The organism is Hydrogenophaga sp. YM1 (assembly GCF_016903055.1).
Taxonomy (GTDB): domain Bacteria; phylum Pseudomonadota; class Gammaproteobacteria; order Burkholderiales; family Burkholderiaceae_C; genus Hydrogenophaga; species Hydrogenophaga borbori.
Genome location: NZ_CP070223.1, coordinates 2,865,034 through 2,887,569, shown reverse-complemented (window position 1 = coordinate 2,887,569; position 22,536 = coordinate 2,865,034). Strand labels below are relative to the sequence as shown.

Below are 22,536 nucleotides of genomic sequence, written 5' to 3'. Positions count from 1 at the left end.
TTTTCCATGGCCGAGAAACTGGTTGCCGTCAAAGGCATGAACGACATCGCCCCTCCGCAGTCGGCGCACTGGGAGTGGCTGGAAGACACGCTGCGCGCGCTCATGGCGGGCTACGGCTACCGCAACCTGCGCACGCCCATCGTGGAGCCCACGGCGCTGTTCGTGCGGGGCCTGGGCGAGGTGACCGACATCGTCGAGAAGGAGATGTACTCCTTCGAGGACCGGCTCAACGGCGAGCACCTCACGCTGCGGCCTGAGAACACCGCCGGCGTGGTGCGCGCCGCGCTGGAGCATTCCATGCTCTACGACGGCCCCAAGCGCCTGTACTACATGGGCCCGATGTTCCGGCACGAGCGCCCGCAGCGTGGTCGCTACCGGCAATTCCACCAGTTCGGCGCCGAGGCCCTGGGCTTCGCCGGCCCCGACGTCGACGTCGAACTCATCGTGCTGGCCTGCGACCTGTGGGCCAGGCTGGGCCTCACGGGCATCGAGCTCGAGATCAACAGCCTGGGCCAACCCGCCGAACGCCTGGCGCACCGCCAGGCGCTGATCGCCTACCTGGAATCGCACGCCGAACAGCTCGACGAGGACGCCAGGCGCCGCCTGCACAGCAACCCGCTGCGCATCCTCGACACCAAGAACCCCGCCATGCAGGCGCTGGTGAACGCGGCGCCCAAGCTCATGGACCACCTGGGGGCCGAATCGCTCGCGCACTTCGGGCGCGTGAAGGCCCTGCTGGAGGCGCACGGCATCGCGTACCGCGTCAATCCGCGCCTGGTGCGCGGCATGGACTACTACAACCTCACGGTGTTCGAGTTCGTCACCACCCAGCTCGGCTCGCAGGGCACGGTGTGCGCGGGCGGCCGCTACGACGGCCTGTTCGAGCAGATCGGCGGCAAGCCCACGCCCGCCGTGGGCTGGGCCCTGGGCATGGAGCGCATCCTGGAGCTGCTGAAAGAGCAGGGCCGCCTGCCCGAAGCGCCGGTGCCCGACGCCTACGCCGTGGTGCCCGACGCCGCCGAGCTGCCGCGCGTCATGCCGCTGCTGCGCGCCCTGCGCCAGGCCGGCGCCCGCGTGCAGATGCACGCCGCCGGCGCCGAGGGCATGGGCAGCATGAAATCGCAGTTCAAGAAGGCCGACGCCAGCGGCGCGCGCTTCGCGCTCATCTTCGGTGCCGAGGAAATCGCCTTGGGCCAGGTGGCGCTCAAGCCCCTGCGCGGCGAGCGCGAGCAGGCGGCGGGGCAGGTGATGCTGCCCCTGGCCGATCCCGGCGCCATCGCTGCCCGCCTTCGCGCGCACTGAGCGGGTCGCCCGCCTACCTACAATCCAGCACTTTCGCGAACGACGAGTCCAATGGCCAAACACCTCGACCTCGAAGAGCAGGAACAGCTCGACCAGATCAAACACTTCTGGGCCAAGTACGGCAACGCCATCAGCTGGCTGCTCATCGTGGTGTTCGGCGGCTTCGCCGCCTACAACGGCTGGAACTGGTGGCAGCGCAACCAGGCGGCCAAGGCGGCGGTGCTCTATGAAGAGGTCGACCGCGCCGTGCAGTCCAAGGACCTGGACCGCGTGGGCCGCGTGCTGGCCGACATGCGCGCCGATTTCGCCCGCACCACCTTCTCCGCCCAGGCCGGCCTGCTGGCCGGCAAGGCGCTGTTCGACGGCGGCCAGCTCGACAAGGCGCGCGAGGCCCTGCAGGCCGTGTTGAACGAGAGCAAGGACGAGGGGCTGCAGGCCGTCGCCCGCCTGCGCCTGGCCTCGGTGGAGCTGCAGGCCGACAAGCCCGACGCCGCCCTGCAGGTGCTGCAGGCCAAGGTGCCGGCGCCCTTCGAGCCGCTGCTGGCCGACCGCCGTGGCGACGTGCTGCTGGCCCAGGGCAAGACCGAGGAGGCCAAGGCCCAGTACGAGGCCGCCTGGAAGGCGCTGGATGCCGGCAATGAGGTGCGCCGCCTGGTGGCGGTGAAGCTGGCCTCGCTGGGCGTGGCCGTGGACGCGGGAGCCAAGCCATGAAGCGCCTGCGCACCGCCAGCCTGTGCCTCGCGGCCGCGCTCGCGCTCGCGGCCTGCTCCTCCGGGCCCAAGAAGCCGCAGCCAGCGGACCTGGGCCCCGCCACCCAGCTGATGGGCACGCGCCAGATCTGGACCGCCAACGTGGGCGAGGGCGGCTCGGGCTTCGTGCCCGTGCACGCGGCCGGCCGCGTGTTCGCGGCCGGCGCCACCGGCGTGGTGGCCGCCATCGACGCCAACACCGGCGCCGACGCCTGGCGCGTGGACCTGCGCACCCGCCTGGCCACGGGCGTGGGCAGCGACGGCCAGACCGCTGCCGTCGTCACCGCCGCCAATGTGCTGGTGGCCATCGTCGACGGCGAGGCGCGCTGGCGCGTGCGCCTGCCGGCGCGTTCCTTCACGCCGCCGCTGGTGGCCGGCGGCCGGGTGTTCGTGCTCACCGCCGATCGCAGCGTGGTGGCCTTCGACGCCGCCAACGGGGCGCGCCTGTGGAACCAGACCCGCTCGGGCGACCCGCTCACGCTGAACCAGCCGGGCGCGCTCGCGGCCGTGGGCGACACCCTGGTGGCCGGCGTGTCCGGCCGCCTGGTCGGCCTCAACCCCGACAACGGCACGGTGCGCTGGGAAGCGCCCGTGGCCACGGCGCGCGGCACCAACGAGGTCGAGCGCCTGGTCGACGTGCTGGCGCCCGTCAGCCGCATCGGCACCAACATCTGCGTGCGCGCCTACAGCGCCGCGGTGGGTTGCCTGGACGGCGTGCGCGGCTCCGTGATCTGGACCAAGCCGGCGCAGGGCGTGGTGGGCGTGCACGGCGACGACCGCCTGCTGTTCGGTACCGAAAGCAACGGCACCCTCCTGGCCTGGCGGCGCGACAGCGGTGAACAGGCCTGGCGTTCCGAGCGCCTGAAGTACCGCCAACTCAGCGCCCCGCTGGCCCTGGGCCGCGTGATTGCGCTGGGCGACGGCACCGGCCTGGTGCACGTGCTGTCGCGCGAGGACGGCAGTGAAATGGCCCGTCTGAGCACCGACGGCTCGGCCATCGTGTCGCCGCCCGTGCTGGCCGGCGACGCGCTGGTGGTCATGACAGCGCGCGGCGGCCTGTACGCCTGGCGCCCGCAATAAGGCCCGTTCGCCCTCCATGAAACCCGTCGTCGCGCTCGTGGGCCGCCCCAATGTGGGCAAGTCCACCCTGTTCAACCGCCTCACGGGCACACGCGACGCCATCGTGGCCGACCTGGCCGGCCTCACGCGCGACCGCCACTACGGCAATGGCCGCCTGGGCAAACGCGAGTACATCGTCGTCGACACCGGCGGCTTCGAGCCCGACGCCGGCGAGGGCAGCATCTACCGCGAAATGGCGCAGCAGACGCGCCAAGCCGTGGCCGAAAGCGACGTGGTGCTCTTCGTGGTCGACGCGCGCGCCGGCCTGAGCGCGCAGGACCACGACATCGCCAACTACCTGCGCCGCCTGGGCAAGCCCTGCGTGCTGGTGGCCAACAAGGCCGAGGGCATGACCCAGGGCGCCCAGCTGGTGGAGTTCTTCGAACTCGGCCTGGGCGAAGTGCTGCCCGTGTCGGGCGCGCACGGGCAGGGCGTTCGCTCCATGATCGAGACCGCCCTCGATCGAGTCCCCGGCCTGGCCGAGGACGAGGAAGGCGAGGCCGAGGACAACACCGGCACCATCCGCCTGACCGTGGCGGGCCGCCCCAACGTCGGCAAATCCACGCTGATCAACGCCTGGCTCGGCGAGGAGCGCCTGGTCGCTTTCGACATGCCCGGCACCACGCGCGACGCCATCAGCGTGCCCTTCGAGCGCAATGGCCAACGCTTCGAGCTGGTCGACACGGCCGGCCTGCGCCGCAAGGGCCGCGTGTTCGAGGCGATCGAGAAGTTCTCCGTCATCAAGACGCTCCAGGCCATCGAGAACGCCAACGTCGTGCTGTTGCTGCTCGACGCCACCCAAGGCGTGACCGACCAGGACGCCCACATCGCGGGCTACATCCTGGAGAGTGGCCGCGCCGTGGTGGTGGCCATCAACAAATGGGACGCGATCGACAGCTACCAGCGCGAGCAGCTGGAGCGCCAGATCGAAAACCGCCTGGCATTCCTGAAGTTCGCCGCGCTGCACCGCATTTCGGCGAAAAAGCGCCAGGGCCTGGCGCCGCTGTGGGCCTCCATTGCCCAGGCGCACGCCTCGGCCATGCGCAAGATGCCCACCCCGGTGCTGACCCGCCTGCTGCAGGAGGCGGTGGCCTTCCAGGCGCCGTCACGCGGTGGCCAGGCCCGGCCCAAGATGCGCTACGCCCACCAGGGCGGCATGAACCCCCCGGTGATCGTCATCCACGGCAACTCGCTGGACCGGGTGCCCGACGCCTACCGGCGCTTCCTGGAGGGGCGCTTTCGCAAGGCCTTCGACCTCGTCGGCACCCCGCTGCGCATCGAGTTCAGAACCTCGAGCAACCCCTTCAAAGCCGAATGACCGAGGCGCAAATAATGGCCCGGTGAGGCGCAGGGCATGCCCGTGTGGTATGTTTCCACCCTCCAAAACCAGCCGAACACGGAGCATATCGTGAGCAACAACAAAGGCCAGCTCTTGCAAGACCCGTTCCTGAACCAATTGCGCCGGGAACATGTCCCCGTCTCGATCTACCTGGTCAACGGCATCAAGCTGCAGGGCCAGATCGAGTCCTTCGACCAGTACGTCGTGCTGTTGCGCAACACCGTGACGCAAATGGTCTACAAGCACGCCATCTCGACCATCGTTCCCGGTCGTCCCGTGCAGTTCTCGGCCAACAACCCCGACGATTCCAACGCCGCCTGAGTCCGCCGCTGCGAGACACGCGCAACCCGAGCCGCCAGGCACGTCCTGACGGCCGGGTGGGCAACGCAGGGCGCGTTGCCCCACCAATTTGACATCTCCCACCGCCTCTCTCCCGAACGCCACACCATCGGTCATCCTGGTGGGGGTTGATTTCGGGCTTCCCCATTTCGATGCCGACCTGCAGGAGCTGGGCCAGCTGGCCGAGACCGCGGGTTACCGCGTGGCCGACCGCGTCAGCTGCAAGCGCCGTGCGCCCGATCCGGCCCTGTTCGTGGGCTCGGGCAAGGCCGACGAGATCAAGCTGCTGGTGCAGTCCACCGGCGCCAGCGAGGTGCTGTTCGATCAGGCGCTGAGCCCGGCCCAGCAGCGCAACCTCGAGCGCCACATGGGCTGTCCGGTCAACGACCGCACCCTGCTGATCCTGGAAATCTTCGCGCAGCGCGCGCGCAGCCACGAGGGCAAGCTGCAGGTCGAACTCGCGCGGCTGCAGTACCTGTCGACCCGGCTGGTGCGGCGCTGGTCGCACCTGGAGCGCCAGAGCGGCGGCATCGGCATGCGCGGCGGCCCGGGCGAGACGCAGATCGAGCTCGACCGCCGCATGATCGGCGAGGCCATCAAGCGCACCAAAGAGCGCCTGGAGAAGGTCAAGAAGCAGCGCGCCACGCAGCGCCGCCAGCGCCAGCGCCGCGAGGCGTTCACCATCTCCCTGGTGGGGTACACCAACGCCGGCAAGAGCTCGATCTTCAACGCCCTGGTGAAGGCCCGCACCTATGCGGCTGACCAGCTCTTCGCCACGCTGGACACCACCACCCGTCAGCTCTACCTGGGCGAGGCCGGGCGCACGGTGTCGCTGTCCGACACCGTGGGCTTCATCCGCGAGCTGCCGCACGGCCTGGTGGAGGCTTTCGCCGCGACCTTGCAGGAAGCCGCCGACGCCGACCTGCTGTTGCATGTGGTCGACGCCTCCAACCCCGACCACCCCGAGCAGATCGCCGCCGTGCAGCGTGTGCTCGGCGAGATCGGGGCGGCCGAGGTGCCGCAGTTGCTGGTTTTCAACAAGATCGACGCCATGGACCCGGCGAACCGGCCCCTGCGTGCGCTGGACGCGATGGAGGTCGATGGGCAGAGCGTGCCGCGCGTCTTCGTGAGCGCGCTTTCGGGCGAAGGTCTGCCCGAACTGCGGTCCTGGCTGGCGGCCGAGGTGGCGCGCCGCCACGGCGCGCCGGCCGAACAAGACCCCATGCGGCCCGCCGAAGCGGCCGACCCGCTGGTTTGATTGGGCACAATGTGAACTCCGAGTCGATAACAGGAACAACACCGAGCATGGATGTGAACCTTGGGACCCCGCAGGCCGCGCGCGACGCCGCGCCGGCCCGTCCGCGTGGCTGGCGCCGCTGGCTGGGCGTGTTCAACCTCAACGACCCGCGCTGGGGTCGCGAGGACGGTGAGCAAAACGGCCGCGAGGACGATTCGCGATCGCCGCAGCGTCCGCGCGGGCAGGGCCCCAACCAGGGCCCGCCCGACCTGGACGAACTCTGGCGCGACTTCAACCGCAAGCTCGGTGGCTTGCTGGGCAACCGCCGGCCCGGCGGCCCCGGTGGCCCCGGTGGCCCCACGGGCGGCGGCAACGGCGGCGGCCAGGGTTTCAACCCCAACCCCAAGGCGGCCGGCGTGGGCGTGGGCCTCATCGCCGGCATCGCGGTGCTCATCTGGCTGGGCACGGGCTTCTTCATCGTGCAGGAAGGCCAGCAGGCCGTCATCACCCAGTTCGGCCGTTACCACAGCACCGTGGGGGCCGGTTTCAACTGGCGCCTGCCATACCCCGTGCAGCGGCATGAGACCGTGTTCGTGACGCAGCTGCGCTCGGTCGACGTGGGGCGCGACAACATCGTGCCGGCGACGGGCCTGCGCGAGTCGTCCATGCTCACCGAGGACGAGAACATCGTCGACATCAAGTTCGTCGTGCAGTACCGCCTGAGTGACGCGCGCGCCTTCCTGTTCGAAAGCCGCGACCCCGACCTGGCCGTGCTCAAGGCCGCCGAGACCGCCGTGCGCGAGGTGGTGGGCAAGATGAAGATGGACGCCGTGCTGGCCGAGGAACGCGACCAGATCGCGCCGCGCGTGCGCAGCCTCATGCAGACCATTCTCGACCGCTACAAGGTGGGCATCGACGTGGTGGCCGTGAACCTGCAGCAGGGTGGCGTGCGCCCGCCTGAGCAGGTGCAGGCGGCCTTCGACGACGTGCTGCGCGCCGGCCAGGAGCGCGAGCGCGCCAAGAACGAGGCTGAGGCCTACGCCAATGACGTGGTGCCACGCGCCCGCGGCACGGCCTCGCGACTGAAGGAAGAGGCCGAGGGTTACAAGGCGCGCATCTCCGCCCAGGCGCAAGGCGATTCGCAGCGCTTCAAGTCGTTGTTGGCCGAGTACCAGAAGGCACCGCAAGTCACGCGCGATCGCCTCTACATCGACACCATGCAGCAGATCTACGGCAACGTGACCAAGGTGCTGGTCGACACCAAGAACGGCGGCTCCAACCTGCTGTACCTGCCGCTCGACCGCCTGATGCAGTCCGCGGGCGCCATGCCGCCGAGCGTGCCCGCCAATGCCCTGCCGAGCACGTCCTCGCCGGCCTCCACGGCGGTGCCGACCGAGCGCTCCGGCGACGGCGCCCGCTCGCGCGAGCGCGAAAGCCGCTGATAAGGGAAGTCAGAACATGAACAAACTTGGTTTCGTCGTCACCTCCCTCATCGTGCTGCTGGCCGTGGCCAGCTCCATGCTGTTCGTCGTCGACCAGCGCCAGTTCGGCGTGGTCTACCAGCTCGGCCAGATCAAGCAGGTCGTGACCGAGCCTGGCCTGAACTTCAAGCTGCCGCCGCCGTTCCAGAACGTCACCTACATCGACAAGCGCCTGCTCACGCTCGAGAGCCAGGACAGCGAGCCGACCCTCACGGCCGAGAAGCAACGCGTGGTGATTGACTGGTACGTGCGCTGGCGCATCAGCGACCCGCAGGCCTACATCCGCAACGTGGGCACCAACGAGCGCGCGGGCGCCCTGCAGCTCAACCGCGTGGTGCGCAACGCGTTCCAGCAGGAAGTGAACAAGCGCACCCTGCGTGAGCTGCTCGCCACGCACCGCGAGGAGCTCATGCGCGAGGTGCAGCGCGGCGTGGTGGCGGCGGTGCAAAGCGCCAACCAGCCCTGGGGCATGGAGGTGGTGGACGTGCGCATCAACCGCGTCGACTACGCCGAATCCATCGTGTCCTCCGTCTACCAGCGCATGGAAGCGGAGCGCAAGCGCGTGGCCAACGAGCTGCGCTCCACCGGCTATGCCGAGGGCGAGGCCATCCGCGCCGACGCCGACCGCCAGCGCGAGGTGATCGTGGCCGAGGCCTACCGCGACGCCCAGCGCATCAAGGGCGAGGGCGACGCCGCCGCCGCGGCCTCGTTCGCCGAGGCTTTCGGCCGTGACCCGGCCTTCGCGCAGTTCTACCGCAGCCTGGAGGCCTACAAGGCCAGCTTCACGGGCCGCAACGACGTGATGGTGGTCGATCCCTCGACCGACTTCTTCCGGGCGCTGCGCAGCCCGAGCGCGGCGACGCAGCGCTGAACATGAACAGCGGTGGCGGCGACGCCTGGTGGCTGGCGCTGGGGCTCGTCCTGGTGTTCGAGGGCTTGCTCCCGCTGCTGTCACCCGGCGGCTGGCGCCGCGTCTTCACGCAGATGCTCTCGCTGCGCGACGGGCAGATCCGCTTCTTCGGACTCATCAGCGTGGCCGCGGGCCTGCTGATTGCGGGCCTGTTCGCCTGAGCCCAGGCCGGCGCCTGCCGGGGCCCCGCATGGGTCCCGGTAGAATCCGGTTTTTAACAGCGCCTGAAAACGCCATGTCCGCCTGGGTCCTCCCGGATCACATCGCCGATGTCCTGCCGTCCGAGGCCCGGCACATCGAAGAACTCCGCCGAAGTCTGCTCGATACCGCCCGCGCCCACGGCTACGAGCTGGTGATGCCGCCGTTGCTCGAGCACATCGAGTCGCTGCTCACCGGCACCGGTGAATCGCTCGATCTGCGCACCTTCAAGCTCGTGGACCAGCTCAGCGGCCGCACGCTGGGCCTGCGCGCCGACAGCACGCCCCAGGTGGCGCGCATCGACGCCCACCTGCTCAACCGCCAGGGCGTGGCACGCCTGTGCTACTGCGGCCCGGTGGTGCACACGCGCATGGAGCGCCCGGCGTCCAGCCGCGAGCCGCTTCAGTTTGGCGCCGAGATATATGGCCACGCCGGGCTGGAGGCCGATCTGGAGGCGCTGGAGCTGGCCCAGGCCTGCCTGCGCGGCGCCGGCCTGCGCGAGCTGCAGGTCGATCTGGCTGACGTGCGCATCATCGACGCCGTGCTGGATCCGCTGAAGCTGCCCGCCGCGCGGGTGGCCCTGCTGCACGCCGCCCTCACCGCCAAGGACGTGGCCGAGCTGCGCCTGCTCTCCAAGGCCCTGCCCGCGGCCGTGCAGCGCGACCTGACCGCGCTGGCCACGCTGTTCGGCGATGCCCAGGTGCTGGCCGAGGCACGCCGCGTGCTCACGCCGTCGCCGGCCTTGCACGCCGCGCTGGACCAGCTGCAGTGGCTGGCCGAGCACGTGCAGGGCATGGCGGTCTCGTTTGACCTGTCCGACCTGCGTGGCTATGCCTATTACACCGGTGTGCGTTTCGCCGTCTTCGCGCGCGACGCGCGCGGCCCGGCCGCCGACATCGCGCGCGGCGGCCGCTACGACGAGGTGGGGGCCGTGTTCGGGCGCAAGCGCCCGGCCGTGGGCTTCAGCCTCGACCTCAAGGAACTCGTCGCCTGCGTGGCCCCGCGCCCCCTGGTGGCTGCCATCCGCGCTCCCTGGGGCATGGACGCCGGCCTGCGCCAGGCGGTGGCCCTCCTGCGCGCGCAGGGCCATACCGTGGTCTGTGCCCTGCCGGGGCATGAGCACGAGGTCGATGAATTCCTGTGTGACCGCGAGCTGGTGCCCGACACCGGCCGCCCGGGCGGCTGGACCGTCCGGCCTCTTTGACTGGAAACCGAGATGAGCAACAAGGACCGCGCCGCAACCCCCGGGCGCAACGTGGTGGTGGTCGGCACCCAGTGGGGCGACGAAGGCAAGGGCAAGCTGGTCGACTGGCTGACCGAAACCGCGCAGGGCGTGGTGCGTTTCCAGGGCGGCCACAACGCGGGCCACACCCTCGTCATCAACGGCGTGAAGACGGCGCTGCACCTCATTCCCAGCGGCATCATGCGCGCGGGCGTCAAGTGCTACATCGGCAACGGCGTGGTGCTCTCGGTCGGCAAGCTGTTCGAGGAAATCGCGGGACTGGAGAAAGCTGGCGTCGAGGTGCGTTCGCGCCTGCGCGTGAGCGAGGCCTGCCCGCTGATCCTGCCCTTCCACGCCGCGGTGGACATCGCGCGCGAGGCCGCCAAGGTCAAGGCCGGCACCGAGAAGATCGGCACGACGGGCCGCGGCATCGGCCCGGCTTACGAGGACAAGATCGCGCGCCGCGCGCTGCGCGTGCAGGACCTGAAGTACCCCGAGCGCTTCGCGGCCAAGCTGCGCGAACTGCTGGATCTGCACAACCACGTGCTCACCACCTACCTGCATTCGGCCGACATGGCCTGGGACGACAAGATCGCGCCCTACATGAAGGACGGCGCCATCCAGTTCGAGCGCGTCTACGCCGAAGCCATGGCCCAGGCCGAGCAGCTCAAGCCCATGATCGCCGACGTCTCGCGCGAGCTCAACGAAGCCCACCAGGCGGGTGTCAACCTGCTGTTCGAGGGCGCGCAGGGCACGCTGCTCGACATCGACCACGGCACCTACCCCTTCGTCACCTCCAGCAACTGCGTGGCCGGCAACGCCGCGGCCGGCGCGGGCGTGGGCCCGCAACTGCTGCACTACGTGCTGGGCATCACCAAGGCCTATTGCACGCGTGTGGGCGGCGGCCCGTTCCCCACCGAACTCGACTGGGAAACGGAAGGCACGCCGGGCTGGCACATGGCCACTGTGGGCGCCGAAAAGGGCGTCACCACCGGCCGCTCGCGCCGCTGCGGCTGGTTCGACGCCGCGCTGCTCAAGCGCTCGGCCCAGGTGAACGGCCTGTCGGGCCTGTGCATCACCAAGCTCGACGTGCTCGACGGCCTGACTGAGTTGCAGCTCTGCACGGGCTACGAGCTCGACGGCGAGCGCATCGACATCCTGCCCATGGGCGCCGACGAGATCGCGCGTTGCAAGCCCATCTACGAGACCATTCCCGGCTGGACGGAGTCCTCCGTGGGCGTCACGCGCTTCGAGGACCTGCCCGCGAACGCGCGCCACTACCTCAAGCGCATCCAGGAGACCACCGGCGTGCCGATCCACGTGGTGTCCACCAGCCCCGACCGCGACCACACTATCCTGCTGCAGCACCCCTTCCAGGGGTGAGCACGGGTAAGCCCGGGTAGGGCGTTCGCCCGCCCCACGACACACTGTTTCGACCCTCCCAGCCTGGAGTCCGCACGCATGCTCACCGAAGACGGCAAACACCTCTACGTCTCCTACGACGAGTACCACAACCTCATCGAAAAGCTGGCGCTCAAGGTGTACCAGTCGGGCTGGGAGTTCGACACCATCCTGTGCCTGGCGCGCGGCGGCATGCGCCCGGGCGACATCCTCTCCCGCATCTTCGACAAGCCGCTGGCCATCATGTCCACCAGCTCTTACCGCGCCGAGGCCGGCACGGTGCAGGGCAAGCTCGACATCGCGCGCTACATCACCACGCCCAAGGGCGAAATCGCCGGCAAGGTGCTGCTGGTCGACGACCTCGCCGACTCGGGCCACACGCTCAAGGTGGTGATCGACCTGCTCAAGAACAACTACTCGCCCATCACCGAGTTGCGCAGCGCGGTGATCTGGACCAAGCAGCTGTCCACCTTCACGCCCGACTATTCGGTGGAATACCTGCCCACCAACCCGTGGATCCACCAGCCCTTCGAGGGCTACGACAGCCTGCGCCCCGCGCAACTGCTGGAAAAGTGGAAGCTGTGAGCGAATGAGCCGCGAGCGCCTGTCCACCCAGCTCATCCACCACCCCTACAAGCCCCCCGAGGGCTTCGAGGCTGTCGCGCCTGGCGTGCACAAGGCCTCCACCGTCATCTTCCCGAACGTGCAGGCCCTGCGCACCTACGACTGGAAGGACAAGAGCGGCTACACCTACGGTCTGCACGGCACGCCCACCACCTTCACCCTGGAGGAGCGCATCGCCACCCTGGAAGGCGGTGCGCACTGCGTGCTCGCGCCCAGCGGCCTGGCCGCCGTGGCCCTGGTGGACATGGCCTTCCTGCGCACGGGCGACGAACTGCTGATCCCGGACAACGCCTACGGGCCTGGCAAAACCTTCGCCGAGGGCGAACTGGCGGCCTGGGGCATTGCGCACCGCTTCTACGATCCCATGGACCCGGCCGACCTGGCCGCGAAGATCTCGTCGGCCACGCGCCTGGTGTGGCTGGAGGCGCCGGGTTCCATCACGCTCGAGTTCCCCGACATTCCCGCGCTGGTGGCGGTGGCGCGCCGGGCCAGCGAAGGCCGCGAGCGGCCCATCGTCACCGCGCTGGACAACACCTGGGGCGCCGGCATCGCGTTCGCGCCTTTCGCGCTGGGCGTGGACCTGTCCGTGCAGGCGCTCACCAAGTACCCCAGCGGCGGTGCCGACGTGCTCATGGGCTCCGTGGTCACGCGCGACGAGGCCTTGCACCGCACGGTGCTGCTGTGCCACATGCGCCTGGGCCTGGGCGTGGCTGGCAACGACGCCGAGCTCGTGCTGCGCGGTCTGCCCAGCATCGAACTGCGCTACCGCGCCCAGGACGCCGCCACGCGCGAGCTGGCGCACTGGATGCAGGGCCAGCCCGGCGTGGCGCAGGTTTTCCATCCGGCGCTGGCGGGCTCGCCCGGCCACGCCACCTGGCAACGCGACGCCCAGGCGGCTGGCTGCCTGTTCAGCGCAGCCTTCGACGCGTCCATTCCCCAGGAACGCATCGACGCCTTCTGCGACAGCCTGCGCGTGTTCAAGCTGGGCTGGAGCTGGGCCGGTCCCATCAGCCTGTGCGCACCGTACCGCATGAGCGCCATCCGGACATTGGGTTGGCCTCACGCGGGGGGTCTGGTACGCTTTGCCATCGGCCTGGAACATGTCGAAGACCTGCGGGCCGACTTGGCGCAGGCCTTGCCCCGCTTGCGGTCCTGACCCCCTTCAACCCGACGAAAGCGCGATTTGGCTACACCCAACTACGGTTACGAGAAACGGCAGCGCGAGCTGGCCAAGAAGCAGAAGAAGGAAGAGAAACTGCGCGCCAAGGCCGCGCGCAAGACCAGCGAGCACCCAGACGGTGCCGACCAGCCCGATGGCGAGGCGACCGGTGCGCCGGGCGATGCCGGGCAGGGCGATGGTGGCGCCGGCGGCGCCAACTGAAGGCCTCAACCGGCCTTCGGTGCCGGTGCCGTTTCGCTGTCGATGAGGCGGCGCGCGGCCGCTCGCATCGCCCCCATCGACCGGTCGGCGGGCTCGCAAGGCAGGGCCTCGGCGAAGCGGCGGAAGTTGCGCGAGGTCGAGGCCGCGTAAGTGGGGTCGTAGTGCTGGGCCAGCAGATCCCGCACCATTTCCGGCGTGCGCCCCGCGCGCACCAGACCGATCCAGCCGTTGACCACCTCGCCGCCCCGCAGCGCGCGCAGGGCCTGCAGGCGCCCGATCAGCAGCTCGGGGTCGCGCACGAAGTAGTCGTAGTCTTCCAGCAGCAGCGCCACGCGCTCCTCGTCGCTCAGGCGCAGGGCGATGCACTCGCTGGCGCGCAGGGCGTCCATCAGGCCGTCGGGCACGCGCAGGTTGCCCACCTTCTTGCTTTCGCTTTCGGCGTACACCGGTCGCTCGGGGTCGAAGCGGCGCAGCGCGTCCCACAGCAAGGAATCGAAGCCCTTTTGGCTGGGCTGTGGCTGGCCGGGCAGGTGGCCCAGCACCGAGCTGCGGTGGCAGGCCAGGCCCTCCAGGTCGAGCACCTGCGCACCCTCAGCCGCCAGCGCGTGCAGCAGCCGCGTCTTGCCGCTGCCCGTGGGACCACAGACGACGCGGTAGCGCAAGCCCGCGGCCAGGCGGGGCAGGTCGTCCACCAGCGCGGCGCGCCACGCCTTGTAGCCGCCGTCGATGAGCGTGACCTGGAAACCGATGGCGCCCAGGATGGTGGCCAGGGCGCCGCTGCGGTTTCCGCCGCGCCAGCAGTAGACCAGCGGGCGCCAGCCCTTGGGCTTGTCGAGCACCTCGCGCTCGATATGGGCGGCGATGTTGCGCGCGGCGAGCGCGGCGCCGCGCTTCTTGGCCTCGAAGGCGCTCACCTGCTTGTACATGGTGCCGATCTCAATGCGCTCGGCGTTGTCCAGCGTGGGCCAGTTCAGGGCGCCGGGTACGTGGTCGAGCGCGTGCTCGTCCTCGGTGCGGGCGTCGATGATCGTGTCGAATTCGGCGAGGCGGCGCAGGGCGTCGCCTGCGCTCAGGGTGGCAACGGGCATGGGCCCGATTATCCCGCCGCGATCAGTTTGCGCAGTTCAGGCCAGACCGTGTCGCGCATGGTGGGCTGGGCCTTCTCGTTCGGGTGGATGCGGTCGCTCTGGAACAGCGCCAGCGGGTCGGCGCCGTCGGCCACGCCCTTGAGGAAAAAGGGCACCAGCGCGGCCTTTTCCTGCCGTGCCACGGCGGCGAACAGCTCGCGGAATTCCTGTCCGTACTTCGCGCCGTAGTTGGGCGGCATTTCCATGCCCAGCAGCAGCACGCGCGCGCCGGCGGCCTTGGCGGCGCGCGCCATGACGGCCAGGTTGTCGCGCGTCATGCTCAGCGGCAGGCCGCGCAGGGCGTCGTTGCCGCCCAGCTCGATGACCACGACCGAGGGCCGGTGCTGCTGGAGCAGCGCCGGCAGGCGCGAACGCCCGCCCGAGGTGGTGTCGCCGCTGACGCTGGCGTTGACCACCCGCGCCGGAACCTTTTCGGCCTTGAGCCGCTCTTCGGTGAGCGCGACCCAGCCACTGCCCCGGCGCAGGCCGTATTCGGCGCTGAGCGAATCGCCCACCACCAGCACCACGGGCTCGGCCTTGCCCTGGGCGCGCAGCGCGCCCGCCTGGCCGAGCGCCCACGCCGCCACCAGGCTCAGGCTAAAGTGGCGGCGGTTCGTCTTCAGGGAATGCTTCATGTCCGATGTGATGATTGCGGTCAGCCATGTGTTCAAGTCGGTGTCCGACTCGACGGGCACGCTGACCATTCTGCGCGATATCGATTTCAGCCTGCGCCGCGCCGAAACCGTGGCCATCGTGGGCGCCTCCGGCTCGGGCAAGAGCACCTTGCTGTCGATCATCGCGGGCTTGGATACCCCGACGCAGGGAACGGTTCACATCGATGGTGTCGATCTGTTCGCCATGGACGAGGACCGCCGCGCCGCGTTGCGCGCCGAGAAGGTGGGGTTCGTGTTCCAGAGCTTCCAGCTGCTGGCCAACCTGACCGCATTGGAGAACGTGATGCTGCCGCTGGAGTTGGCCGGGCGGCGCGACGCCCGCGCCGCCGCCACGCAGATGCTGCAGCGCGTGGGCCTGGGCGAGCGGCTCAACCACTACCCCAAGGTGCTGTCGGGCGGTGAGCAGCAGCGCGTGGCCCTGGCGCGGGCCTTCGTGGTGCGCCCGGCCGTGTTGCTGGCCGACGAGCCCACGGGCAGCCTGGACTTCGCCACCGGCGCCAGCGTGATGGAGTTGATGTTCGAGCTCAACCGCGAGCAGCACACCACGCTGGTGCTGGTCACGCACGACCGCGGCATCGCCGAGCGCTGCGAGCGCCGCATCACCATCAGCGCGGGCCAGGTGGCCGACATCAGCGCCGGCGTCGCGGCCTGAGGCGCCGCGCGCGGGCTGGCGGGGCCGCCGGGGCGGGGGGCCGATAATCGCGCCCATGTCCGCCCCGCCCAAAGCCCCGTCCGCCACCAAAGTCCTGTTCGGTTTCCACGCGGTTGGCGTGCGCCTGAAGACCGCGCCGCAGAGCCTGGTCGAGGTCTACGTGGACAGCTCGCGGCGCGACGCGCGCATGCGCCAGTTCCTCGAACGCGCCAAGGAAGCCGGCGTGCGCCTGATCGAGGCCGACGCGCTGCGCATCGCCAAGCTCGTCGGCAGCCACGGCCACCAGGGCGTGGCCGCGCGCGTGCTGCCCGTCGAACAGGCCCGTTCGCTCGACGATTTGCTGGACCAGGTGGACGGCGCGGGCCAGGCACCGCTGCTGTTGGTGCTCGACGGCGTGACCGATCCGCACAACCTGGGCGCCTGCCTGCGCGTGGCCGACGGCGCGGGCGCGCACGCCGTGGTGGCGCCCAAGGACCACGCGGTGGGCCTGAACGCCACCGTGGCCAAGGTGGCCAGTGGCGCGGCCGAGACCATGCCGTACTTCATGGTGACCAATCTCGCGCGCACGCTGGGCGAGCTCAAGGAACGCAACATCTGGGTCATCGGCACCAGCGACGACGCGCCCAAATCGGTCTACGAGGTCGACCTCAAGGGCCCGGTGGCCCTGGTGCTGGGCGCCGAGGGCCCAGGCATGCGCCAGCTCACGCGCAAGACCTGCGATGAGCTGGTGCACATCCCCATGCGCGGCGCGGTCGAGAGCCTGAACGTCTCGGTGGCCAGCGGCGTCTGCCTCTACGAGGCCCTGCGCCAGCGCGGCTGACCCCCCACGGACGAGGCGCTCCGCGCCTGGGTCCGCTCGGCGCGGCACATGGCCGTGCTCAGCGGGGCGGACATGAGCGCAAGAAAAAGCCCCGCGGCGCGGGCCGCGGGGCTTGGTCTGAACACCGTGGCGCTCAGCGCGGCACGATCGCGTAGGACGGGTCGTTCTTGAAGTCCGGGTCCAGGTTGGGCGTGAACTGCACCCAGCGGGCCTGTGCGGTCGAGGCGTTGGTCGCGCCGGCGTTCTTCGCCGCCGCCAGCATGCCGCGCGCCACGGCCGCGTAGCCGCCGGCCCAGTCGGGGTAAGCCGGGTCATTGGGCTGGGCGGTGGTGCCGCAGGTGGCGGTGCCGTAGTTCAGCTTGTAGAAGTCGGCCCAGGTGTTGACGTACGAGCTGCCGTTCATGGTCTGCAGCCAGTAGCCCGCGGCGCGGCTGGTGCAGAAGCCGGCCGTTTGGGAGGTGGCCAGGAAGCGGTCGATCTGCATGCGGCCCACGCTGTTGAGCACCGCGCTGGCGTTCGGCACGTTGTTCTCCGTCAGCCAGCTCATCACGGTGGCGAAGAAATCCGACTCGTACGACGGTGTCTGGTTGTTGTTGTACTGCGAGATCAGCGCCCCCATGGGCGAGAACAGCGGACCCGATTTGCCCGGGCCGTAGGTGTCCAGGAACCAGGCCATGTTGTTCGACAGCATGGTGTCGAAGTAGCCGTTCATGGGGTGGTTGTCCGGCGTGGCGAAGGCCGCTTCGGCGAGGGAGCGCGCGCCCCAGGTCTGGCCGCGCACCTGTTCGGGCATCAGCAGGCCCTTGCCCTGCTGGCGGTAGTACGGGTCGTTGGCGGCGACGTTCCAGGCGGCCCAGAACATCATTTCGTCGAGGTAGAAGGCGTCGCCGGTGACCAGGTAGGGGATATAGGCGTACGACCCCTGGTGCGCGATGTCCGGCGTCCAGACGCTGGACGTGCTGGCGGTCGGCACGGCGGGGCTGGAGGAGCCGTAGCGCAGCGCGATGCCGGGGTACTTGATCACGCTGATGGGCTGGTCGGTGGCCTCGTCGCGGTAGTGCACCGGGGCACTGGCGGCGGCGTCGGCGTTGGCCAGCATGGAGGCGCGGGCGCGGTCGTCCTGGCTGATCAGGTACATCGCCGTCCAGCGCGGCACGGGGGCGATCTCCGCCCGGCCGCCGGTGCCCGGCATGTTGGTGGTCAGCATGGCCGTGCCCATGGGGCCGGTGTTGGTCTTGGCCAGGTTGCTCGCCTCGGCGGCGAGCACGGTTTCGGGAATCGTCAGGCCCAGGTTGTAGTTCCAGGTGGCGCGGCTATCCAGGAAGTAGCGCATGTTGTGGCGCAGGCGAACGTTCGGTGCGGCGCCGTTGTTCCACACCACCTTGTGCCAGCGCGCATGGTGGTGGTGCGTGAACGAGGGCTGCGACAGCAGCGTCTGGCCGTTGGCCGTGATGGTCAACGAGTAGCTCAGGTCAGACGGCGAGGCCTTGAGCGCCCAGTTGTTCTCCATCACCACGTCGGTGCGGATCTGGCCGCTCTGGTACAGGCGGGTGTGCAGGCGTGCGACCAGGTGCGGGTGGGCGGCGCCGGTGGCCTGGTTGACCATGGGCGCGACCACGGTGAATTCGCTGGCCACCGGGCCGTACAGGCGGCGGTTGGTGCCACTGGCGATCTGCTGCTTGAGCTGCTGCTGCGGGTTGGCCACCAGGGTGCTGCCGTCGGCGAGCTTGGCCGTGACCTGCAGGTTCCAGGCCGGATCGGCTGGCACCGAGACGCTGGGGCTGGTCTTGGCGGCGGGGTAGAAATTGATCAGGCGCGCGGTGTTGGCTGGCAGGCTGGGGACGCTGGCGCTGAGCACAGCGAAACGCACGGAGCCGTTGGCATGGGTGGACACCTCATCCATCTGCACGGGCACGGTGTTGCCGGCGCTGTCCTGGGCGCTGAGGCCCTGGCTGGTGGAAAGGTCGCCGCTGCGGAAGGGCTGGCCGAAGGTGATGGGCAGGTTGGTCTGGGCGCTGCCGGAGCTCACCTCCACGCAGGTGATGGCGCCCGCGGCGCAGGCCAGGCCGCCGATGCCGACCGCCGGGGCGGGAGCGGGGGCAGGCGCGGGGGCAGGCGCCGGTGCGGGAGCAGGTGCCGGCGCGGGGGCAGGCGCCGGAGCGGGGGCAGGTGCCGGAGCGGGGGCAGGTGCCGGAGCGGGGGCAGGTGCCGGCGCGGGGGCAGGCGCCGGCGCGGGGGCAGGTGCCGGAGCGGGGGCAGGCGCCGGAGCGGGGGCAGGCGCCGGAGCGGGGGCAGGTGCCGGAGCGGGGGCAGGCGCCGGAGCGGGGGCAGGTGCCGGAGCGGGGGCAGGTGCTGGAGCAGGCGACTTGATCGATTCCCAGAACTTCTTGAAGCTGTTCCAGGACCAGCCACGGGCCGCCGCCGCGTCCATCTCGGCTTGGGTGGGCGAGCCGCCGTTGGCGGGCGGCGGGGGCGCCGCGCTGGCCGCGTTGTCCACGGGCGCCGCGGAGGCGCCTTCGCTACCCCCACCGCCACCACCACCACAGGCGGCCAAGGCCACGCAGGTGAACAGGGCCGCCAACACCGGGCGGGACAACTGCCGTTTCTGGCGGGGATTAACCAATTCGATTTCCATGATGGTTGGCGTTCGCAATGAGTTGAATTGAAAGTTCCGACGCCTGGCGAATTTCAGCCAAAAGCGTTAATACGAATGTTTGGGGTTCTGCAGTCCGATCGTGAAGTGCCTCACGTTTTTGGCCCCATTGCCTTGTTTCTCGACGCCACTGCGAATGACTTTAGGGGGGGTGAAAGCGTGAAAAGCGGCACAGTTGATCGGCTGTTCAAAATCGGCGATGTGCGGAAGTGCGCGGAAACGCACGGCATTTTTTGCCGACGAACGGTATTCTTCGTACAAAAAGACACAAATTGACCCACCACTTCATCGGTGTACCGAATAGGTAGTAGGCGCCGGATGGGAGGCTGATTCGAGCGAATCAGAGGGGTGCGATATCGCGAAATACCGTCAATGAATTATTGACGGAGAATTGCCATTGATCGCCGTGTCAATTGGTAACTCATTCGGCCCTGGGTAGGGGCTGAATCGCGTTTCCCTGTCACCGATTGTTGAAAATCGGTGACGAATTGTGAGTTCAGGGGAGCAGCGCGCCCGGTGTCGAATGGCCGGCGCGCGATTGGCCATTGAAATCGCTGGGAATGTCCGGGGTGGCGGGGCCATCCAGCGGGGCCCGCCGCCAGTGCCATTGCAGGGCCCGTGCCGCCGCCGGGTCCAGCCACCGGGCCAGCGGGGCGGCGTCGCGCTCGTCCACCACGCTGCGGTCGCGCCGCCAACTGCCGCCGTCGACGAGGTTGGCCTGCAGGCGGGCGCTGGAGCCCGCCCGCACGGTGATGCCGGCCGTATTGATGAGCGTGTTGTGCACCACCCGCACGTCCACGCCCCGGTTCACGTCCACGCCCGCGTCGTTGCAATGCGCGACCACGTTGTTGGCGGCGACGCCACCGCGGTGCTCAAACGACCGGCAGGTGCCGTCGCGGCACACCTGGGGGTCGGTGCCACCGCCGCCCACCGAAATGCCGACGCGCTCGCCGGGTTGTGAAATGCCCTGGGGCGTGCAGACCACCAGGTTGCGTTCGATTCGGATGTCCTCACTCGCGCCCTTGGCAAATAAGCCATAGGCCACGCGGTTGCCTTGGGTTTTCACGAAATGGGCGGCGTGGTTGTCGTGCACGCGCCAGCGGTGGGCGCCGACCAGATCGAGCATGACCACGGGTTGGGCGGTGTCGCGCGGGCTGGTGTTGCTCAGGGTGTTCCAGGCCAGCTCGCCTGCGTCGGGCCAGTTGCCGTCCTGCCCATTGACCTTGATGGGGGCATTGAAGTCGCTGAGCCGGTTGTTGCGGATGCTCACCCGCGCGCCGCGCCCGATCACGTGGAAGGCGTGCTCGCAATCGCCGTGGCGCGCGCAGGTGCCGCGGATGTCCAGGTTCTCGAACACCCAGTGCGGACGGTCGACGCGGATGCCGTCCACCTGGGCGAAGGCGAACCACACGGTGCCCGGGCGCTCGGCGCGCAGGGCGATGGGGGCGTCGGCCCTGCCGTCCTGGCCCAGGCGCAGGGGAGCGTCGAAGGGGTAGAGGCCCGGCGCCACCACGATCTGCGTGCCGGGTGTGGCCCGCAGCAGGGCGTCTCGGATGGCCTGCGGGGTGTCGACCGCCCAGCGGGTGGAGAGACCGGCCGGGAGCGGAAAAGACTCGGGGCGCTGGCCCTTGCCCAGGTCGGGCAGGGGGCCCGGAGGCGGCTCGGGCTCCACCCGCGAGCGCAGGGCGTACAAGGGCGGCAGCAGCCAGCGCTCCAGCCGGGGGTGGCCCTGCAGCCGGCGTTCGGTGTAGCGGATCAGTTCGTTGGGGCTGCGGCTGGTGGCCTGGTCCCAGACAGCCCGGCCCCGTTCGGTGCCGGCCAGCCAGGCCAGCGGTGCCAGGGTCAACAGCAACAGCAGGCCAAGCGCCAGCGCGAACAGCTTCACGCGGCGTCGCCCATACGGGGGAGGGTACGACGAAAGTGCCATATTCGTTCGCTATCATGCCGCGTCCCCGCCATGAGGGACGCCGAACAAGGGATCCGCAATGAAAGTGACGGTGGTGGGAACGGGCTACGTGGGGCTGGTCAGCGGCGCCTGTCTGGCCGAGGTGGGCAACGACGTGCTCTGCCTGGACGTGAACCCCGAGAAGATCCGCATTCTCGAGTCGGGCGGCATCCCGATCTACGAACCGGGCCTCAAGGAGATGGTGGCACGCAACGTGGCCGCCGGCCGCCTGCATTTCACCACCGACGTGGCGCGCGCCGTGAACCACGGCACCATCCAGTTCATTGCCGTCGGTACGCCGCCCGACGAGGATGGATCGGCCGACATGCAGTACGTGCTGGCCGCGGCGCGCAGCATCGGCCGCCTGATGACGGACTACAAGGTGGTGGTGGACAAGAGCACCGTGCCCGTGGGCACCGCCGACAAGGTGCACGCCGCCATCGCCGACGAACTGGCCCAGCGCGGCGTGAGCACGCCCTATGCCGTGGTCTCCAACCCCGAATTCCTGAAGGAGGGCGCGGCGGTGGACGACTTCATGAAGCCCGACCGCATCGTGGTGGGCGGCAGCGACGAGCAGGCCATCTTCCTCATGCGCGCGCTCTACGCGCCGTTCCAGCGCAACCGCGAGCGCCTGCTGGTGACCGATGTGCGCAGCGCGGAACTCATCAAGTACGCGGCCAACGCCATGCTGGCCACGCGCATCAGCTTCATGAACGAGCTGGCCAACCTGGCCGAGAAGCTGGGCGCCGACATCGAGATGGTGCGCCAGGGCATCGGCTCCGACCCCCGCATCGGTTACCACTTCCTCTACCCCGGCGCGGGTTACGGCGGCTCCTGCTTCCCCAAGGACGTCAAGGCGCTGATCAAGACCGCCGCCAGCGACGCCGACCTGAACCTGCAGGTGCTGAGCGCCGTCGAGGCCGCCAACGACGCGCAGAAGCAGGTGCTGGCGCGCAAGCTCAAGCAGCGCCTGGGCGCCGACCTCAAGGGCCGCCACATCGCGCTCTGGGGCCTGGCCTTCAAGCCCAACACCGACGACATGCGCGAGGCGCCCAGCCTGAGCTTCATCGAGGAGGTGCTGGCCGCGGGCGCCACCGTCACGGCCTACGACCCGGCCGCCATGCCCGAGGCGCAGCGCATCCTGGGCGACGAGCCGCGCGTGCGCTACGCCCAGACGCCCAACGAGACCCTGGAGGGCGCCGACGCCTTGGTCATCGTGACCGAGTGGAAGGAGTTCCGCAGCCCGGACTTCGACCTGATCAAGGAGCGCCTGAAGCAGCCGTTGATCGTGGATGGCCGCAACCTCTACGACCCGGTGTTCGTGCGCCGCATGGGCTTCGATTACCTGGCGATCGGGCGCTGA

Annotated in this window: 22 protein-coding genes; 18 read left to right on the top strand and 4 right to left on the bottom strand. The window is 69.6% G+C overall.

Going from position 1 to position 22,536, the window contains the following annotated elements; translation table 11 throughout:
• Positions 1–6 precede the first annotated feature (6 nt).
• The 14 genes from hisS to JNX00_RS13495 all read left to right on the top strand — a co-directional run bounded on the left by hisS (position 7) and on the right by JNX00_RS13495 (position 13,302).
• Positions 7–1,302: a histidine--tRNA ligase gene (gene hisS / locus JNX00_RS13560; RefSeq protein WP_070400052.1), complete on the top strand. Its 1,296-nt coding sequence runs from the start codon at positions 7–9 to the stop codon at positions 1,300–1,302.
• Between the two features lie 51 nt (positions 1,303–1,353).
• Positions 1,354–2,013, top strand: coding sequence for a tetratricopeptide repeat protein (locus tag JNX00_RS13555; protein WP_070400053.1), 660 nt, complete (start codon positions 1,354–1,356; stop codon positions 2,011–2,013).
• Entirely contained in the window at positions 2,010–3,131 is a 1,122-nt protein-coding gene (gene bamB, locus JNX00_RS13550) for an outer membrane protein assembly factor BamB (RefSeq protein ID WP_204742605.1), read from the top strand. The genes JNX00_RS13555 and bamB overlap by 4 nt, the downstream gene beginning before the upstream one ends.
• Before the next feature lie 16 nt (positions 3,132–3,147).
• On the top strand, positions 3,148–4,488 hold the full coding sequence (der, locus tag JNX00_RS13545; protein ID WP_204742604.1) for a ribosome biogenesis GTPase Der: 1,341 nt from the start codon (positions 3,148–3,150) through the stop codon (positions 4,486–4,488).
• Positions 4,489–4,524: 36 nt separating this feature from the next.
• Positions 4,525–4,830 (top strand): RNA chaperone Hfq, encoded by a 306-nt coding sequence (hfq, locus tag JNX00_RS13540; RefSeq protein WP_070400056.1) that lies wholly within the window; start codon positions 4,525–4,527, stop codon positions 4,828–4,830.
• Positions 4,831–4,969: 139 nt separating this feature from the next.
• Positions 4,970–6,106 carry a GTPase HflX gene (gene hflX, locus JNX00_RS13535; protein WP_239478143.1) on the top strand — a complete coding sequence of 379 codons (1,137 nt, stop codon included), beginning with the start codon at positions 4,970–4,972 and terminating at the stop codon, positions 6,104–6,106.
• 47 nt (positions 6,107–6,153) lie between these two features.
• Positions 6,154–7,527 (top strand): FtsH protease activity modulator HflK, encoded by a 1,374-nt coding sequence (gene hflK / locus JNX00_RS13530; RefSeq protein WP_204742602.1) that lies wholly within the window; start codon positions 6,154–6,156, stop codon positions 7,525–7,527.
• A gap of 16 nt (positions 7,528–7,543) precedes the next feature.
• Entirely contained in the window at positions 7,544–8,437 is an 894-nt protein-coding gene (gene hflC / locus JNX00_RS13525; protein ID WP_070400058.1) for a protease modulator HflC, read from the top strand.
• 2 nt (positions 8,438–8,439) lie between these two features.
• Positions 8,440–8,637, top strand: a complete 198-nt coding sequence (locus JNX00_RS13520) for a DUF2065 domain-containing protein (protein WP_070400059.1) — start codon at positions 8,440–8,442, stop codon at positions 8,635–8,637.
• 74 nt (positions 8,638–8,711) lie between these two features.
• Positions 8,712–9,878: an ATP phosphoribosyltransferase regulatory subunit gene (locus JNX00_RS13515; RefSeq protein WP_204742601.1), complete on the top strand. Its 1,167-nt coding sequence runs from the start codon at positions 8,712–8,714 to the stop codon at positions 9,876–9,878.
• A 12-nt stretch (positions 9,879–9,890) separates the two neighbouring features.
• Positions 9,891–11,279 (top strand): adenylosuccinate synthase, encoded by a 1,389-nt coding sequence (locus tag JNX00_RS13510; RefSeq protein WP_204742600.1) that lies wholly within the window; start codon positions 9,891–9,893, stop codon positions 11,277–11,279.
• Between the two features lie 78 nt (positions 11,280–11,357).
• A complete protein-coding gene (locus JNX00_RS13505; protein WP_070400062.1) occupies positions 11,358–11,882 on the top strand; it encodes a phosphoribosyltransferase in 525 nt (174 codons plus the stop codon).
• A 4-nt stretch (positions 11,883–11,886) separates the two neighbouring features.
• Positions 11,887–13,077 (top strand): PLP-dependent transferase, encoded by a 1,191-nt coding sequence (locus JNX00_RS13500; protein WP_070400063.1) that lies wholly within the window; start codon positions 11,887–11,889, stop codon positions 13,075–13,077.
• Between the two features lie 27 nt (positions 13,078–13,104).
• On the top strand, positions 13,105–13,302 hold the full coding sequence (locus tag JNX00_RS13495) for a hypothetical protein (protein ID WP_204742599.1): 198 nt from the start codon (positions 13,105–13,107) through the stop codon (positions 13,300–13,302).
• Between the two features lie 5 nt (positions 13,303–13,307).
• Here the strand turns inward: JNX00_RS13495 and mnmH are convergent, their stop codons facing one another.
• Both mnmH and JNX00_RS13485 read right to left on the bottom strand, forming a co-directional pair.
• A complete protein-coding gene (gene mnmH, locus JNX00_RS13490; protein WP_204742598.1) occupies positions 13,308–14,390 on the bottom strand; it encodes a tRNA 2-selenouridine(34) synthase MnmH in 1,083 nt (360 codons plus the stop codon).
• A gap of 8 nt (positions 14,391–14,398) precedes the next feature.
• Complete coding sequence (locus JNX00_RS13485) at positions 14,399–15,064, bottom strand: arylesterase (protein ID WP_070400066.1); 666 nt, start codon at positions 15,062–15,064, stop codon at positions 14,399–14,401.
• Here JNX00_RS13485 and JNX00_RS13480 point away from each other — a divergent pair.
• Both JNX00_RS13480 and rlmB read left to right on the top strand, forming a co-directional pair.
• Positions 15,063–15,755, top strand: coding sequence for an ABC transporter ATP-binding protein (locus tag JNX00_RS13480; protein ID WP_070400067.1), 693 nt, complete (start codon positions 15,063–15,065; stop codon positions 15,753–15,755). The genes JNX00_RS13485 and JNX00_RS13480 overlap by 2 nt on opposite strands.
• Before the next feature lie 55 nt (positions 15,756–15,810).
• Positions 15,811–16,575 (top strand): 23S rRNA (guanosine(2251)-2'-O)-methyltransferase RlmB, encoded by a 765-nt coding sequence (rlmB, locus tag JNX00_RS13475; RefSeq protein WP_204742597.1) that lies wholly within the window; start codon positions 15,811–15,813, stop codon positions 16,573–16,575.
• A 133-nt stretch (positions 16,576–16,708) separates the two neighbouring features.
• Here rlmB and JNX00_RS13470 read toward each other — a convergent pair whose 3' ends face one another.
• Positions 16,709–18,604 carry a hypothetical protein gene (locus JNX00_RS13470; protein ID WP_204745117.1) on the bottom strand — a complete coding sequence of 632 codons (1,896 nt, stop codon included), beginning with the start codon at positions 18,602–18,604 and terminating at the stop codon, positions 16,709–16,711.
• Positions 18,605–18,941: 337 nt separating this feature from the next.
• Between JNX00_RS13470 and JNX00_RS22510 the strand changes: the two genes are divergently transcribed.
• Positions 18,942–19,241, top strand: a complete 300-nt coding sequence (locus tag JNX00_RS22510; protein ID WP_275564508.1) for a hypothetical protein — start codon at positions 18,942–18,944, stop codon at positions 19,239–19,241.
• A 483-nt stretch (positions 19,242–19,724) separates the two neighbouring features.
• Here JNX00_RS22510 and JNX00_RS13460 read toward each other — a convergent pair whose 3' ends face one another.
• On the bottom strand, positions 19,725–21,113 hold the full coding sequence (locus JNX00_RS13460) for a hypothetical protein (protein WP_239478142.1): 1,389 nt from the start codon (positions 21,111–21,113) through the stop codon (positions 19,725–19,727).
• A 100-nt stretch (positions 21,114–21,213) separates the two neighbouring features.
• Here JNX00_RS13460 and JNX00_RS13455 point away from each other — a divergent pair, with 100 nt between their 5' ends.
• A complete protein-coding gene (locus JNX00_RS13455; protein ID WP_070400071.1) occupies positions 21,214–22,536 on the top strand; it encodes a UDP-glucose/GDP-mannose dehydrogenase family protein in 1,323 nt (440 codons plus the stop codon).